Annotated in this window: 12 protein-coding genes and 2 pseudogenes; 10 read left to right on the forward strand and 4 right to left on the reverse strand. The window is 66.3% G+C overall.

The annotated features are described in order from the left end of the window. The first annotated feature begins 294 nt into the window (after positions 1-294). The 6 genes and pseudogenes from AB6807_RS34760 to AB6807_RS34785 all read left to right on the forward strand — a co-directional run bounded on the left by AB6807_RS34760 (position 295) and on the right by AB6807_RS34785 (position 5,300). Positions 295-735: a CinA family protein gene (locus AB6807_RS34760; RefSeq protein ID WP_371088106.1), complete on the forward strand. Its 441-nt coding sequence runs from the start codon at positions 295-297 to the stop codon at positions 733-735. Further along, the gene (nadE, locus tag AB6807_RS34765; protein WP_371088107.1) at positions 732-1,589 is read left to right on the forward strand and encodes an ammonia-dependent NAD(+) synthetase; all 858 of its coding nucleotides are present in this window, start codon (positions 732-734) and stop codon (positions 1,587-1,589) included. The genes AB6807_RS34760 and nadE overlap by 4 nt, the downstream gene beginning before the upstream one ends. Then, on the forward strand, positions 1,586-2,002 hold the full coding sequence (locus AB6807_RS34770) for a TraR/DksA family transcriptional regulator (protein ID WP_371088108.1): 417 nt from the start codon (positions 1,586-1,588) through the stop codon (positions 2,000-2,002). The genes nadE and AB6807_RS34770 overlap by 4 nt, the downstream gene beginning before the upstream one ends. 766 nt (positions 2,003-2,768) lie before the next feature. Beyond that, a pseudogene (locus AB6807_RS34775) lies at positions 2,769-3,708 on the forward strand (IS481 family transposase). A 297-nt stretch (positions 3,709-4,005) separates the two neighbouring features. Beyond that, positions 4,006-4,209 carry a KGG domain-containing protein gene (locus tag AB6807_RS34780; RefSeq protein ID WP_116912666.1) on the forward strand — a complete coding sequence of 68 codons (204 nt, stop codon included), beginning with the start codon at positions 4,006-4,008 and terminating at the stop codon, positions 4,207-4,209. A gap of 572 nt (positions 4,210-4,781) precedes the next feature. Beyond that, the gene (locus AB6807_RS34785) at positions 4,782-5,300 is read left to right on the forward strand and encodes a PA2169 family four-helix-bundle protein (protein WP_371088109.1); all 519 of its coding nucleotides are present in this window, start codon (positions 4,782-4,784) and stop codon (positions 5,298-5,300) included. A 99-nt stretch (positions 5,301-5,399) separates the two neighbouring features. Here the strand turns inward: AB6807_RS34785 and AB6807_RS34790 are convergent. Continuing rightward, positions 5,400-5,771: pseudogene (locus AB6807_RS34790) on the reverse strand (cbb3-type cytochrome c oxidase subunit I); the annotation flags it as partial. Between the two features lie 278 nt (positions 5,772-6,049). Between AB6807_RS34790 and AB6807_RS34795 the strand changes: the two are divergent. The 3 genes from AB6807_RS34795 (at position 6,050) to AB6807_RS34805 (ending at position 11,866) form a co-directional block, all read left to right on the forward strand. Next, entirely contained in the window at positions 6,050-6,319 is a 270-nt protein-coding gene (locus AB6807_RS34795; RefSeq protein ID WP_371088110.1) for a hypothetical protein, read from the forward strand. 1,019 nt (positions 6,320-7,338) lie between these two features. Beyond that, positions 7,339-7,590: a hypothetical protein gene (locus tag AB6807_RS34800; RefSeq protein ID WP_371088111.1), complete on the forward strand. Its 252-nt coding sequence runs from the start codon at positions 7,339-7,341 to the stop codon at positions 7,588-7,590. Positions 7,591-7,783: 193 nt separating this feature from the next. Beyond that, positions 7,784-11,866 carry a CheR family methyltransferase gene (locus tag AB6807_RS34805; protein ID WP_371088112.1) on the forward strand — a complete coding sequence of 1,361 codons (4,083 nt, stop codon included), beginning with the start codon at positions 7,784-7,786 and terminating at the stop codon, positions 11,864-11,866. Between the two features lie 81 nt (positions 11,867-11,947). Here the strand turns inward: AB6807_RS34805 and AB6807_RS34810 are convergent, their stop codons facing one another. Beyond that, positions 11,948-12,262, reverse strand: coding sequence for a hypothetical protein (locus AB6807_RS34810; protein WP_371088113.1), 315 nt, complete (start codon positions 12,260-12,262; stop codon positions 11,948-11,950). Positions 12,263-12,533: 271 nt separating this feature from the next. On the opposite strand from AB6807_RS34810, the gene AB6807_RS34815 reads away from it, so the two are divergent. After that, positions 12,534-13,112, forward strand: coding sequence for a DUF4142 domain-containing protein (locus AB6807_RS34815; RefSeq protein WP_371088114.1), 579 nt, complete (start codon positions 12,534-12,536; stop codon positions 13,110-13,112). A 1,447-nt stretch (positions 13,113-14,559) separates the two neighbouring features. Here the strand turns inward: AB6807_RS34815 and AB6807_RS34820 are convergent. After that, entirely contained in the window at positions 14,560-14,835 is a 276-nt protein-coding gene (locus tag AB6807_RS34820; RefSeq protein ID WP_371088115.1) for a hypothetical protein, read from the reverse strand. A gap of 21 nt (positions 14,836-14,856) precedes the next feature. Then, the gene (locus AB6807_RS34825; protein WP_371088116.1) at positions 14,857-15,348 is read right to left on the reverse strand and encodes a ferritin-like domain-containing protein; all 492 of its coding nucleotides are present in this window, start codon (positions 15,346-15,348) and stop codon (positions 14,857-14,859) included. Positions 15,349-15,455 lie beyond the last annotated feature (107 nt).

Here is a 15,455-nt window from a genome sequence, read left to right on the forward strand (position 1 = left end):
CGCGGCTCGATGGGCACAGCGCGCCCGCCGACATCGCGGCAAGCGGCATGCCCCCTTGGCTGGACACGTTCGAACAGACATGCTGGGGGTGTGATCGACGCTGCGTGCGTTCACACTCCCGGCCGGACAAGGCCGCGTCCGACACGCGGCCATGATTGGCCTTCGTAGCTTGAACGCCTCCATCAACAGCAACTTGCAGGGAGATGCAGCCGAGAGCCTGCGCGAACCATGCCAACGGATCCGAGCGGCGCAGAACACCAGCGCACTGTCCAATATCTGAAGGAGCACGCCCTCGTGGTGGCGACCGCCGAGTCCTGCACCGCGGGCCTCATCGCCTCGCGCTTGGCCGCCGCACCCGGGGCAGGGGAAGTGCTCGAATGCGCTTTCGTGGTATATGACCCGAAAGCCAAGCGGCGCTGCCTCGGCGTGCCCGCCGAAGTGCTCGAGCGCAACAACCTCACGAGCGAGCCGGTGGCACTGGCCATGGCGCGCGGCGCCTTGCGCCACAGCGATGCGGGTTTGGCCATTGCCAACACCGGCGTGGCCGACGATTCCGACCCTGAGATCGCCCCTGGTACGCAGTGCTACGCATGGGTGTTCCGCGACGGTGGCGGAGCGCCGCGAGAGTTCACCGAGACACGCGTGTTCGAGGGCGAGCGCAACGAGATCCGCGAGGCCAGCGCCGACTATGCGCTCGGCCGCATCGTTCACTACCACCAGGAAAGCCGTCAATGACAACGCAAATTTCGCAGCAGGACATCCTGCAAGAATTGCAGGTGCAGCAGGAGTTCGAGGCTGAGAGCGAGCTCGAGCGCCGTATCGACTTTCTCGCGCGCTATCTGCGAGACAGCGGCCGCATTGCGTACGTGCTGGGCATCAGCGGCGGTGTCGATTCGCTGGTGGCCGGTGCGCTCGCACAGCGCGCGGTGACTCGCCTGCGCGTGCAGGGCGGGCAGGCAAAATTCGTCGCCATGCGCCTGCCGTATGGCACGCAGCGCGATGAGACCGAGGCGCAGCGTTGCATCGATTTCATTGCACCCGACAAGGTGCACACGCTGGACATTCGCGTCGGCGTCGAGGCGATGCGCCAAGCCCTGCGCACCGCAGGCGTTGACATGGGCGACCCGGCGGCGGAAGATTTTTTGGTGGGCAACGTGAAGGCGCGCATGCGCATGGTGGCGCAGTATGCGATGGCCGGCGCAAGCGGCGGGCTCGTCATCGGCACCGACCACGCGGCCGAAGCGCTGATGGGTTTCTTCACGAAGCATGGCGACGGCGCGGCGGACGTTCTGCCGCTCGCGGGGCTCTCGAAGCGGCGCGTGAGATTGCTGGGCTTCGCTCTGGGCGCGCCCGCCGACCTGGTGAACAAGGTGCCCACGGCAGACCTGGAGACGCTGGCGCCGCTGCGTCCCGACGAACAGTCCTTCGGCGTGGACTACCAGACGATCGACGATTTCCTCGAAGGCAGGCCCGTCGATCCGGCAGCCGAGCGAATCATCGTCAAGACCTACATGGCGAGCGCGCACAAGCGCAAGCCGCCGGCGCGCCCCGTTCCTCCGGCGATGCAGAAAGAAGAAGGCGACACATGAACCCGACGACCATCGACAACGAACGCGCACACTGGGACGCGGCGCTCGACGCGCGCGAAGCCGTGCTTGCGGCCGACCTGCGCGCCGCCGCTGCCGAGGTGCCTGGCGGCCGCGATGAAGCCGAGAGCGACAGCGTGCGCGCGCCTGCCGGCGATCGCGTCGACATTGCAGACGAGCGCCTGCAGAACGGCCTGCGCTATGCTGAAGCCGAGCGCGACATGGCGGAGCTGCGTGACATTGCCGCGGCGCGCGAACGACTCGCGAACGGCGAATTCGGCTGCTGCATCGATTGCGGCAGCGTGATTGCGCGCGCGCGCCTCCAAGCGCTGCCCGCTGCCGCACGCTGTGTCGTGTGCCAGGAACGGCACGAGAAGGACCATCCTGTGCAAGTGCGCCTGCCGCCAGATCTGTGACCCGGCCGGCCATGCAGCGAAGCCCCGACCGCATGCACGATGCCATCGCGGTCGCTGCCGGCCCGGCAGGCCTGCTCGCGCCGGGGACTTTGCGCGCTTTCGGCGCTTGGTGGCCCTGATCGATTCAGGGCAAATTCGCGTCGCGCAAGTCGTACAACGTCGTACGACCACCCCGGCTTTGGCGATGGCATCGCTGGCGTCCCCGTGTTCGGCATGCTGCAGGCGCAGGTCTGCCGCTTCCCGGCGGGCCGGATCGGCGCGTTCGTGGAAAGCGCCGAGTTGGGCGGGGACGGCTTTTGCCTGCCGGCTTTTGCCGGCGCTCGCGGCAAGGCAACTGCTGGTCGCCACCGGGCTGACCGACATTCCTCGGGCCAGCCGCACGTGCGCGAGAGGCTGGAGGAAGGCGTGCTTCGCTGCTGCCCAGTGTGCGATGCCTACGAAGTGATCGACGACGCGGCGGCATGTATGCCGCTCGCAACGCCCGCATCGGAAGGCGCTTTTTGCCTGCGCCGCTTCAGCGCTGACATCCCGCTCTTGACGGCCCGGGGCTGGCGTGCGCTCACGCATGGCCCAACACGGCCGGCTGGCCGAAGCGGGCGTTCGCCGGAACGAGAGGCCCGTACGCAGGGGGGCGGCGCGAGGGCGGCACCGCTTGTTGGGACACGCTTGATCGCGCGCTAGTTGTGATGTCTCAATAGGTTGTCACCCGAATGGGTCTGGGTAACTGGAGTTACCACGCTTCAGGATCTCAGAGGAATCCCGCCGGATGAACAGCCAAAAGAATGCCAGATTGACATTGGAAGGTCGCAAGTTGCTTGTCGAACGCATCGCAGGGGTGGGGCTGATGCCTGCCCCCGAGGCGGCAGGCGTCAGCCCTCGCACCGCGCGCAAGTGGCTCAAGCGCTTCCTGGAAGGCGGCGTGCAGGGCTTGCACGATCGCAGCTCTCGCCCGGCCCGCACGCGCACGAACCTGGACGCCGCGCTGCACGAGCGCATCGAGCAGTTGCGCCGCTCGCGCATGCCCATGCGACGTATCGCCACCATCGTCGGGCGCAGCGTGTCCACGGTCAGCCGCCTGCTCACACGCCTGGGGCTGTCCAGCTTGAAGGCACTCGACCCTGTTGCGCCGATCGGTCGCTACGAGCGGGAAGCGCCCGGCGAGCTGCTGCACATCGACACCAAGAAGCTCGGGCGCATCGTGCAGCCCAGCCATCGTGTGACGGGCGATCGCCGCGATGCCACGCGCGGCGCCGGCTGGGAGTTCGCTCACGTGGCCATCGACGATTCACTCGCGAGCGGGCTTCGTACAGATGCACGACGACGAGCGCAAGGGCTCGGCCGTGGCGTTCCTGCAGGCCGCCGTGGCTCACTACGCGGCCTTGGGCGTGACCATCAAGCGCCTGATCACCGACAACGGACCGGCCTACCGCTCGCAGCTGTTCGCCAGGACCTGCCAAGCCTGGGGCATCAAACCTTCCTTCACCAGGCCCTACCGCCCACAGACCAACGGCAAGGCCGAGCGATTCATCCAGACCTGTCTGCGCGAGTGGGCCTATGGCCGCGTCTGGGCCAACAGCAAGGAACGCGCAACATGGTTGCCTGTGTTCCTGAGCTACTACAACGCCAGGAGGCCGCACTCGGCCTTGGGCTACAAGCCTCCAGCTTCCCGACTTGGTGGGAATAACCAAATGCAACTCGACAGCTAGCCGTTGCTGTGCATTCGCAAATTGCGCAGAGTTCGAGCGCGGCGCTGAACGCTCGGACTACGTTCAGGTCGAGGCACACCAGGCCACCGGCCTGGTGAAGGCTGTGCGCGGCGCGCGCCGAGTCCGTGGGCTGACCAGCTTGCGGCAGCGTTGGCGGGCGGGGCCATCGCCGCCTCCGGCATGCATTGCGCGCCGCGCATGGGCGCTCCGGGCATGCCGATTGCCCTACGGAAAAGGCGGGCGCGATAGCCCGGACCAGCGCCACGCGGACACGCGCGGACACCTGAAAGACAGCACATGACGACCTTCGACCACGACCGTCCTCGACCCGGGCGAGGCTTTGCAGGCATGGACCCCGAGCGCCGGCGCGAGATCGCCCGCCAGGGCGGCCGCGCCGCGCACGAACTTGGCCGCGCTCACGAGTTCACCCCGGAGGAGGCACGCAAGGCCCGGGCTAAGAGCCTGCGGCCGAAAGCCTTTTACGGCGCGCCGCCGCCCTGACCACATAAGGCGAATGCTTCGTCTCGAGGAATGGCCGTGCGCAGCAGGTGCAGCTCCAACTACCGTGTGAACACCGCGTGGAATCCGGCACAACCGCCAAGTGTCTGAGGGTGTGAGGGTGTGAGGGTGTGAGGGTGTGAGGGTGTGAGGGTGTGAGGGTGTGAGGGTGTGAGATTCTCCACCCGAGGTCCGAAGATCGATCACCGCGGAGGCGGGCTGTTCCCGGGCCGGAATTTGGGAGCCCGACACCGTGCGCAAGGCCATATCTAGGCGGTAGCGCGCATGTGACAACAGCTCGCGGTGGTGGGCGAGCAGGCGAGCGCCGGCCGACAGCGCGAGCGCGCGCTTGGTCTTCGCAGTGCCCGTGTGTCCGCGACGGTGGGCCCCAGGCCTTCACAGTCCCAGCGTTGCTGCAAATTGTTCGTGCCGGAAACGACTTGCGACGCCGTTCCCAGGCAGACGACATGTGCCGCACTCCGGCTGGCGCCGTGCAGCGCGACGGGCATGCGGATGACCGGACGAGCCCATTGCATTCAGATATTCGCAACCATACTTTTCAAGGAGCCAGATCCATGCCTACCTACACCACTGTCGGTAAGTCGGGGACCGTCGACACCGGCGGCGTCACCGGCGCCAAGGACGACACCGACGGCGTCATCGACGTGCTCGACGACCTGCTGGAGAACGCGCGCGACGGCGAGTACGGCTTCAAGGCCTGCGCTCACGAGGTCGATTCCGCGCAGCTCAAGCAGCTGTTTCAGGACCGCGCGACGCAATGCGCCTCCGCCGCTGACGAACTCGCGCGGACGATCCGCCGCCTGGGCGGCAAGGCCGACGATGGCGGTAGTGTGAGCGGCGCGATGCACCGCGGTTGGGTGCATGTGAAGGGCACGCTGGGCGCCGACAGCGCGCTCTCGATGCTTGAGGAATGCGAGCGCGGTGAAGACGCCGCGGTGGCGCGCTACCGCAAGGCGCTGAACGCGGCGCTGCCGCCGGATGTGCTTGAACTGGTGCAGCGGCAAGCCGAGGGCGCGCAGCGCAACCACGACCAGATCATGTTGCTGCGCGACCAAGAACGCAGCAAGGCCTGAATCGGTACGCACGCCTCGCAGATCGTGGAGATCGGCGAGAAGCTGCCGCCGTCCAAGGACGGCAGCTGAGGCGTCGCACTGCGCCTCGGCGCTCCAGGGTCAGCCCACAATCCGTGTAGCGGTGTGATCGAGCTTTGGTGGCGTCGCGAAGGTGTGGAAGGGCGCGGGAGAGGGGATTTCCCATTCAAGCCCTTCCGCGCCTTCCCATGGCTTGGCCGGCGCCGGGTGCCCACGCTTGACCATGGCTGGCAGCGCGATGAAGAACAGGAAGTAGGCCTGCGCCAGCCCGAAGACGAAGGCACCGATGTTGGCCAGATGGTTAAAGTCGGGGAACTGCATCGGATAGTCGGCATAGCGGCGCTGCATGCCCACCAGACCCAGAAAGTGCAGTGGAACGAAGCCCACGTTGAGGCTTGCGAGCGACAACCAGAAATGGATCTGGCCACGCCGCTCCGCATACATCATGCCCGTCCCCCGATGTGCAGCATGAACCCGCGCTGGAACATTGCGCAGTTGCGCTGCAGGTTCCATTGCGCAGGAAGCGCGATGCAAACGTCGTTGTCAGGCACTTGCTTTCTTTCGATCTTCGTCGGGGCGCGGCGGAGGTCATGGTGGGCGATAGACCAGCAATCGGCAAGCCCGTGACGGATGTGGGCCGTCTCCGACGCGACGTCTGGACGCCACCTTGCGCTGCATGTCGGAGCGAGGCCGATGCTCTGCCCGCCTATGTTTCTCAGAAAGGGAACGCGATGAACAAGGATTCGATCCGCCAGCTCAAGCCCGGTGCCTTCAACGAGTCCGTCGCCGGCGAGGAGGACCCGGGCGCTTCGGTGGAACTGGCGTCCACGTCCCAGCCGCGGCCGGCGCGCCGCGAGGGCGACGAGGCCGCGCCCGGCACGCCTGGCACCGGCGAGGCGCCGTGTCCGACGTGCGGCGGCAACGGCCGCGGCCTCGGTGGTGCCACCTGCCCGGAATGCAATGGCACGGGCAAGGTGACGCGAGGAATTGGTGGCGGATGAATGCGGCAGCACCGCGTGCGGCTTGTGATGCACGGCGAGCGGTCGTCTATCTGTGCTTCGTGATCCGATCGAGCCGGGCGCCGAGGCTGCCGCGCGAATCGACAAGGCCATGTTCGAGCGCAGGCGCGGTGCCTGCCCGTCCCAGGTCGCGTCGGGCGACCGCGTTCCACGCGATAGCGCCAACTGCCGCCGGCTCCCCCGGATGATGGCGGCCCGCGCGCGGTACACCAGTTTGCGCCGCAACGCGCGCCGCGCGTTCCCGCGCAGGCGCTTCACCGGGCGCAGTCCGGCACCGTGTCAGCGAAGGCGACAGGCCCGTCCTTCGCGGCGTGTACGTACCCCTGTGGTCCGCGTACGCGACGAAGTCGGCGTCAACGCGCGACAGCGCAAGCCGGCCGTCATCGATCCCGCCGTCCACCAGCACTGCAGCGCGGCACTCCGCATGGTCGCCACGTTCGTGCTGCGGCCGCCTGATGTTTGCTTGAAGGCGTCTGTTCGAGCCCGGGGTGGCGCCGGGCCGTGCCGGCTGCAGTGCACAGCGCCACCCCTCATGACGTGATGCGGTTCGGGCGATGGTCCATCGGTACTGCGTCGTGCCCTACGCCGCGCGGGCTTTCTAGGAGGCAATGCGCCTGCCAATACGATCCGTAGCGGATGCAACAGTGGAACTAAGTACGCCGATTTTTCGACGCAAGCGGAGCATGTGCGATTTTGCCGACAAGAAAGGGAGAGGGAATCGAGTCTTAAAGCATGTACCCAGGCTAGCGCCGAGCCGAGCCGAGCCGAGCCGAGCCGAGCCGAGCCGAGCCGAGCCGAGCCGAGCCGAGCCGAGCCGGGCCGAGCCGGGCCGAGCCGGGCCGAGCCGGGCCGGGGCGGCGCGCCCGGCGACGTGGCCCTGGAGGGGTCCACGGGCCCTCGGCGCGCGGGCATGCGGATTGCCACACGCTTCCCCGAGGCACTGCGCCTTGAAAGCGCCACTCCTATGACCGTAGAACGGCAAACATCGTCGAGAGAGCCACATGACCACAGAATCGAAAACGCAAAGGCCCTTTCATTTTCCCACCTCCGAGAACCACGGAAGGCCGGCCGTTCCAGGCCGCGAACCCATCGAGCAGCCCGCCAGCGAGGAAGCGCTGGACAGCGGGGTGGAAGAGTCTTTTCCCGCAAACGACGCCGCGTCCGTCACTGTCCCGAAGGTGAATCTGCCGTCGGCGAACGACGACCAACGGGAGCGCCGGCAGAGGACCGCGGCACTCACGGCTCGTCGCTGAGAGGGCCGTGAGCACCCTCCGGCGGACATTCCTACAATCAGCGGGAGCAAGTCGCCGAACAGCCGGTGTCGTTTTTTCGTAGCGGGGCGCCGGCTTGCCCGTGGCGCTCTGCCCCATTCCGCAACGAGACATCATGCCCTCTCGAGCATCATCCACCACGCCTTCCCTGAAGGATCCCCATCCTTCCCGCCTGATGCGTAGCCACCTTAGATTTCCGGTGGTCGGCATCGGCGCGTCGGCTGGCGGCCTGGAGGCGATGATCCGGTTTTTCGAGCAGATGCCCGCGACGTCCGGCATGGCCTACGTGGTGATCCTTCACCTGTCGCCCGAGCACAAGAGCAGCGCTGCAGAAATCCTCCAGCGCTCGACGCGCATGCCGGTGAGGCAGGTCGGCAAGTCCGTGCCAATCGAGGCAGACCACGTCTACGTCATTTCGCCGGGCGTGACACTGACCATGAACGACGGTCATCTCCGCGCAACGCCTGGTGAGCGCGCCGCGAGCGGACACGTTGCCATCGACGTGTTCTTCCGTACCATGGCGCAAGTGCATGAGGAACGCGCGGTCTGCATCGTGATGTCGGGCACTGGCAGTGACGGCGCCGTGGGCCTCACGGCTGTCAAGGAGCGTGGCGGCATCGCCGTGGCGCAGGCGCCTGATGACGCCGCGCACGACGGGATGCCGCGCGCCGCTATCGCGACCGGCATGATTGACTTCGTCCTGCCCGCTGTCGAGATGCCGCAGCGGCTGATCGACATCTGGCAAAGCACGCGCCAGATCCAGCTGCCCGACGCCGGCAAGATGGGCACCCTCGCTTCCGAGCCGGAGGGACCGAGCGCCTCGCAAGAGGCCGAAAAAGCGCTGCAGGACGTGATGGCTTCCCTGCGCAGCTATACCCGCCACGATTTCACGCATTACAAGCGCGCGACGGTGCTGCGTCGCATCGAACGCAGGCTGCAGGTCAACCGGCTGACCGATCTGCCCTCGTACAGGGACTTTCTTCGGGAACACCCCGAGGAAGCGCCGCTCCTGTTGCAGGACATGCTCATCAGCGTGACTAATTTTTTTCGCGACCGCGACGCCTTCGAGGCCCTGGAGCGCGAGGTGATTGCCCGCATCATCGAGTCCAAGCAGCCGGGCGAGCGGGTGCGCGTCTGGGTGGCGGGCTGCGCGACCGGCGAGGAAGCCTATTCGCTCAGCATGCTGCTGCGGGAGCAGGCCGACCTGCAATCCAAGGCGCTTGAGATCCAGATTTTTGCGACCGACATCGACGAGCGGGCCATCGCCACGGCGCGCAAGGGCACCTATGCGCAGGGCATCGCGGGAGATGTCACTGCCTCCCGGCTGCGGCAGTTCTTTGTGAAGGACCAGGACCAGTACCGCGTCTCGACTGCGGTGCGCGAGCCGGTGCTGTTCGCTCTGCACAACCTGTTGCGCGATCCCCCGTTCTCGCGGCTGGATCTGGTGTGCTGCCGCAATCTGCTGATCTATCTGGACCGCTCGGCGCAGTCCCATGTGCTGGAAATGTTCCGCGTTGCCTTGCGCCCTGGCGGCTACCTGTTCATGGGAACCTCCGAATCGACCGATGCGGCAGCAAACCTCTTCACCCCGATCGACAAAAAGAGCCGTATCTTCCGCGTCAACCCAGCGCTCCAGGGGGGGCGGCACATGCCGCTGATGAGCGAGTCGCCATCCGCCGCGGCGCCCGGCTCGCACGCTGAGCCGCCGCGCGGCGCTGGGCGTCGCGCATCCGGCGCACCCGACACGGCAGAACTGCACCAGCGCGCCATCGAGCAGTTCTCGCCGCCCAGCGTGCTGATCAACGCCGAGCACGAGGTGCTGCATCTGTCGAACGGAGTGGGCCGCTTTCTCGAGCGGGCCAGCGGTGAGCCTTCGAACAACCTGTTGAACAACGTTCGCTCGGATATCCGGATCGAACTTCGTACCGCACTTCTCAAGGCGGCCCAGTCCGGGCACAGCGTGGAAACGCGTATCGTGCAGCGCCAGCAGGACGGCAAGCAGGTCTTCCTGAATATCACGGTGCGACCGCTGCCGCAGGAGGCGGGGCCGCCCGGTCTGGTGCTCGTGGTGTTCGACGAGGTCGAGGAGAGCATGCCGCTGCTGACAGCGGAGTCGGGGGACTCCGCGCGCGTCCTGCTCATCTCGCAACTGGAGGACGAGATACGCCAGCTCAAGCTGCACCTGCAGGACACCATCGAGAATTCTGAAACCTCGACCGAGGAAATGAAGGCCTCCAATGAAGAATTGCAGGCCATCAACGAGGAACTGCGGTCGGCCACCGAGGAACTGGAGACCAGCAAGGAGGAGCTCCAGTCGATGAACGAGGAGCTCGTGACTGTCAACTACGAGCTCAAGGTCAAAGTCGAGGAGCGCGGCAACATCAACGACGATCTGCAGAATCTGATCTCGTCGTCGCAGATCGCCACGATATTTGTGAACCGCGGCATGCGCCTGAAGCGCTACACGCCCGATGCGGTGCGGCTGTTCAACCTCATTCCGACCGACCTGGGCCGCTCTCTGTTCGACATCACCAGCCGCCTGGACTATCCCGAGCTGGCCGACGACACGGACTCGGCGTTCAAGGACCTGCGCACCGTGGAGCGGCACGTCACCAGCGCAGACGGACGTCAGTACGTCGCGCGCATCCTTCCGTACCGCACTGCAGACGACAAGATCGAAGGCGCCATCCTCAACTTCTTCGACATCACTGACCTGAGGGCCGCCGAGGCGCAGGTGCGTGCCGGCGAAGAGCGCCTGCGCATGGTGGCCGCCACCACGCGCGACTTCGCCATCATCACCACCGACCCCACCGGGCTCGTCACCACCTGGAACCGCGGGGCGGAGCGCATCTTCGGCTACGCCGAGGAAGAGATGCTGCAGCGCCCCATCGCCAGCATCTTCACGCCGGAAGACCAGGCGCAAGGTATCCCCGAACAGGAGATGCGCCGCGCCGCAGAAACCGGGCGCGCCGAGGACGATCGCTGGCACCTGCGCAAGAACGGAAGCCGCTTTTTCTGCAGCGGCGTGATGACGGCGCTGGAGGCGAGCGCGGGCGGCGGTTTTGCCAAGATCGGCCGCGACATGACGGGCACCAAGCAGCTTGAACTGGCACAGGAGCACCGGCTGGTGAGAGAGAAGAAGACCAGCCTCAATGCGCAGCTCGCCAACGAGTTGAAGGACCGCTTCCTGGCGGTGATGTCGCATGAACTCAAGCAGCCGCTGAACCTGATCCAGATGAATGCCGAGTTGCTCATGCGCCTGCCGGGCGTCGCTGGCGACCCGAAGGTGCAGCGCCTGGGCGAGGCGATCCGGGGCGCCGTCGCCAGCCAGAGCCGCATCATCAACGACCTGCTCGATCTCTCTCGCATCCGCACCGGCAAGCTGCGGCTCGACCGGGTGGCGGTGGACCTGGGTGAACTGGTCCAGACCGCGGCTGCAGCGGCCGTGGCCAACGTGCCGGCCAAGAAAATCGTCCTCGATGCGGATTGCGAGGCCGATGTGATCTGCAACGGCGACCGCGTCCGCGTGGAGCAGATCGCCTGGAACCTGCTGAGCAACGCTGCGAAGTTCACGCCAGACGGCGGGCGCATCACCGTGCGCGTGGCTGCGGAGAACGGGTTTGCGCGGCTGACCGTGACCGACACCGGATGCGGCATTGCGCCCGAGTTCCTGCCTCATGTGTTCGGTATGTTCAACCAGGCCGAAGCTGTTGCATCGCCCAATGGGGGGCTGGGCATCGGCCTGGCGCTCGTGTACGAACTGGCGCTTGCCCACGGCGGCCGCGTGGAGGCCCACTCCGCGGGTGCCGGGCAGGGTGCGACGTTCAGCGTGTGGCTTCCGCTGCTCGGTGCCGACCAGGCGTTGAAAGACGATGCGCCGCCGGCTGGCGTGAACGTCAAGGGCTGGCGCGTCCTGGCGGTGGACGACTACGCGGACGCGCTCGCGCCCTTTGCCGAGGTGCTCCGCCTGGAGGGGGCCATCGTCGACACGGCCGAGAACGGCAAGGAGGCGCTGGCGCTGTTGCGGACGAAGCAGTACGACCTCCTGGTGTCGGACCTCGGCATGCCGGAGATGGACGGCTTTCAGCTCATCGCGGAGGTGAGGCGCAACGTGGCGACGCGCGAGCTTCGCTCCATCGCGATGTCGGGCTATGGCCGCCGCACCGATGCACGGCGAGCGCTCGAGGCGGGCTTTGATGCACATCTGCCGAAGCCAGCGTCGATCGAGGAACTCAAGTCGGCCATTGCGCGACTCTGAGGGCGCGTCGCCTGATGGCGGTCTTGGACGAGTGCTTTCGCGGTCAGTGCGGCATGGCGCGTTCTCGCGCCCTTTTGCGCCTTATGCGCGATGTGATGCGGGGAGCGCCCGGGTGTTTCGGGCCAGCGCGGTGCGGCCTTCCGGCGTGATGGCTGTGACGATGGCACGCCCGATGCGACGCTCGCCAGTGCGCAGCATTTCCGGCGGCTCCGTCAGGGCTTCCACCAGCGAGGCGCTGCGCAACGCCAGGATGCGGTGGATGTCCTCCGCTCCCGAGCACACGACCGGCAAGTGCCGACGTGAAAGAAGTTCCAGAAGGTCGTAGTACTCGGCCACGCGGAGTTCTTTGGACGTCACTTTTTTTCTCATGGAAGCTGCCTGTTCTGAAAGAAACATTGGGAAGCTTCTGCAATGGCAATCGGCGTGCCCAGTCCGCATTGCAGCCTGGGCGACGGCCTTTTCGAATTCTTGCTTTTCTGCGCGATGTGCAACGTGCAACGTGCGGCGGGACCGCACGCGCGGCCAACCTGCGCCGCAGCTGCGCTGCGCCGCATCGGCATCGCCCCACAAATGCTCTTTTCTTGCTGAGAAGGCGAAGTCCCGCGCTGGGCTCTCACCGGAATTTAGGGCACACGGTTTTGATCCTTTTCCTACAACCGAGGCCGAGATGCGCGTGCGAGTCTGCCGGCTCTTTCAACCACCTGGAGCTCTAAAGATGAAACGATCAACACGCCACCTCACCGCCACCGCCGCCATTGCTTTCTCGCTGCTGTCGGCCTCGACCGTGTGGGCCGCCGGCAAGCTTGAAAAGTCCGATGCCGCGTTGCTCAAGGACATTGCCCAAGCCAACATCGCGGAGGTCGAAACCGGCAAGCTCGCGATCGAAAAAGCATCGAATCCCGAGATCAAGAAATTTGCCCAGATGATGGTCGACGATCACACGAAGGGCCTGGCCGACGTGAAAACTCTTGCGTCGGCATCAGGCACCGAACTGCCCGACGGCCCCGATGCGAAGCACAAGGTCGTCATGATCGAACTCAAAGCGCTCAGTGGCGACACCTTCGACAGCCGCTATGTGAAGCAGGCCGGCGTAGGCGACCACCAGGCCACCGAGAAACTGCTCAAGAAGACCCAGGCCGAGGCCAAGGATGCCGATCTCAAGGCCTTGGCCGGAAAGATGCTGCCGATTGTGCAGGGCCATCTGCAGCACGCGCAAAGCCTGGCGGCGAGCACCGCGAAGAAGTAGAGTGCCCTGTCGCAGCCGCGCGCCATCTCTGCCCGGCGAGCGCCGCTTGCGGTGGCCGATGCTGTGCGCACGGGGTCAGTGCCGGGCTTTCGCAAGCAGACCATGCACTCTGGGGCGCGCGGTTTGCGGTCCGTTGTGCGGCGGGCAGCAGCGTCGCACTCACCAATGCAACAGCCAGAGGCTTTGGGGCCGCGAAGCCCTAAGAGCGAACCGGCCGCGTCGGTGCTGTACGGTCGTCGGTCTGGCATACACCACGGCGCAGCGGCGCTCCGAGCGGTGCTGTACGCAAGGCTCGATGCGAAGCGGCGTCCCGAGCAGCCGGTGCCTGCCGCGTTGGCGAGTTCGGCCGTGGCTTGGGCCATCCACTGTACGACACGCTCAAGCGCCTGACGGCGGGCTTCGAGCACCCCCCTGTTTGGGCGGTCAGCGGCAGCGGAATCCGCCGTCTTCGCGCTCGTGCCGGCGGCGAGGTGCGCCGCGCCCACCGCGGGCGGCATTGAGGCGCCGGCCTTGCGCTCGTGAATTCGATGAGAGTGATCGCCGGCGCTTCCGGCTTTCCCGGCAACGCTCGGGAAGGCTCTTGGCGCGGCAGGGCGTCCGACTGCTGTGTGCCGCGCGAGACCCATCCGCGGCGCTCCTGTGCCAACTGGCCGCAGTCGCCCACGCCGCCTGCGCGCCGACCTCGGGCAAGTGCCGCTGGTGTCGTTCTGGATGCCGCACCTGAGGCTTGGCGACTTGGTTCAACGCTGTGGGCGTGCTGCACGAATGCCATGTGGGCGGGTTCGACGCCGTCCACCACCGCGGACCCGCTGTGCTCTTCGCGGGCCTGCGACAGGGTCGGTTGTGGCGCTGTCATCGAGGTTTCGGCGCTCGGCGCGGACGAGGAGGCCGCCAGCGCCTATCACCGCAGCAAGCAGTGGGCCGACGGGCGGCTGCGCCAATGTAGCGTGGCGACCGCGGCGGGGAGCCGTCCCTCGTGCATGGCGAGGACGGGGGAGAGTGCGCGGTTGTTCGCCGCGCTCGCGGTGATGTCGCTGCTGACGTAGCCGGGCGGTGACCGCCAGATGCTGCAGCCAGTGCATTTGCAGGATGTAGTCGATGGCGTGCGGACACTCTTCAGGGCGCGGCCCGCTGGCAGCCGGACGATCGCCACTTGCCGGACTCCGGCCCGTTGCGCGGTACACCTGTCTCACCGACCTGTGCCGGCAGCTCGGCCGGCGCCGGCCTGCTTTGCTGCTGGCGCTGCCCACAGCGGCCTGCGTCGCCTGGGGCGGTGCTGGGCCAAGGCGCTGGCGCTCGCCCGCATGGGCAACCAGGGCGCTTCTGCCCCCAGGCTCTCTGGGCAGACTGGCGGCGTGCGGGGCTATTCGCCGCTGCTATCTTGAACATCCGCTGCGTTGCCTGCGCGCAGCGCCGCACTTGGAGGTGCTCGGGCATGCAGCGAATGTCAATGAAGCGTGCGCGACCTTGGCATGCCGGCGCCTTCCACGTCGGCCAGATCCTCCGGCTCCAGCACGACCTGCTCGGCACCGGTTTGTGCGTGAATGAGGAGGGCACGCTCGTGCAGCCGGTCCATCCACTCCACGAGCACCGAGAGCTGGTCCACCGGTGAGCCGCCGCCGAGGAACTCCAGCGCCGCACGCGTCACGTGCACTAGGATGCGTCGCCGATCGGGCAAGCGGATGCTGAATTCGTAGCCGTCGCCCTGATAGCAGTCGAACATGAACCCGGACTCCGCCTTCTTTCAGCTCACGGCTTCCTCGATCTGCGCCGCTTCGGCGAGCAGGCCCAGGCGCCGGTCGGTCTCCTGTTCCTCCTCAAGGCTGGCCTTGAGCAATGGAATGGCCTCGGCGTACCCGAGCTTCTGCGCCAGCAGGCACAGCGAGGTGTAGCCGGCAATCTCGTAGTGTTCAGCCTTCTGCGCGGACCCGATGAGCGCTGCATCGAGGATGGGCCCCTTGCCGATCAGGTCGACCAGCGACATTGTTTCTTCGACAAGGCCTTCCATACCGTCGCACTTGATGCGCTTGATCTTGAAGCCGCAGGCCTCCGCAATCTGTTCGATGCGCTCGACCTGGGTGCGCGTTTCCTGCAGATGATCTTCGAAGGCCTGCGAAAGCTCGGGATCCGTGGCGGCGCGCGCGAGCTTGGGGAGAGATCGCGTCATTTGTTTCTCGGCGTTGTACGTGTCCGAAATTTCGTGCACGAAAAGGTCGTTCACAGACTTGATTGGCATGGGTGACTCCTGTGGGTTGGTGGTTGAAAATCTAGAAACTGCGTGCGCCGCGCTACTCTGCGTGTAGTCCTTTTTTGATCCGCAGAGTGCGATGTTTTTGTGTCCTG

Origin of the sequence: Variovorax sp. RCC_210, assembly GCF_041355175.1 — a bacterium.
In the GTDB taxonomy this organism is placed as follows: domain Bacteria; phylum Pseudomonadota; class Gammaproteobacteria; order Burkholderiales; family Burkholderiaceae_C; genus Variovorax.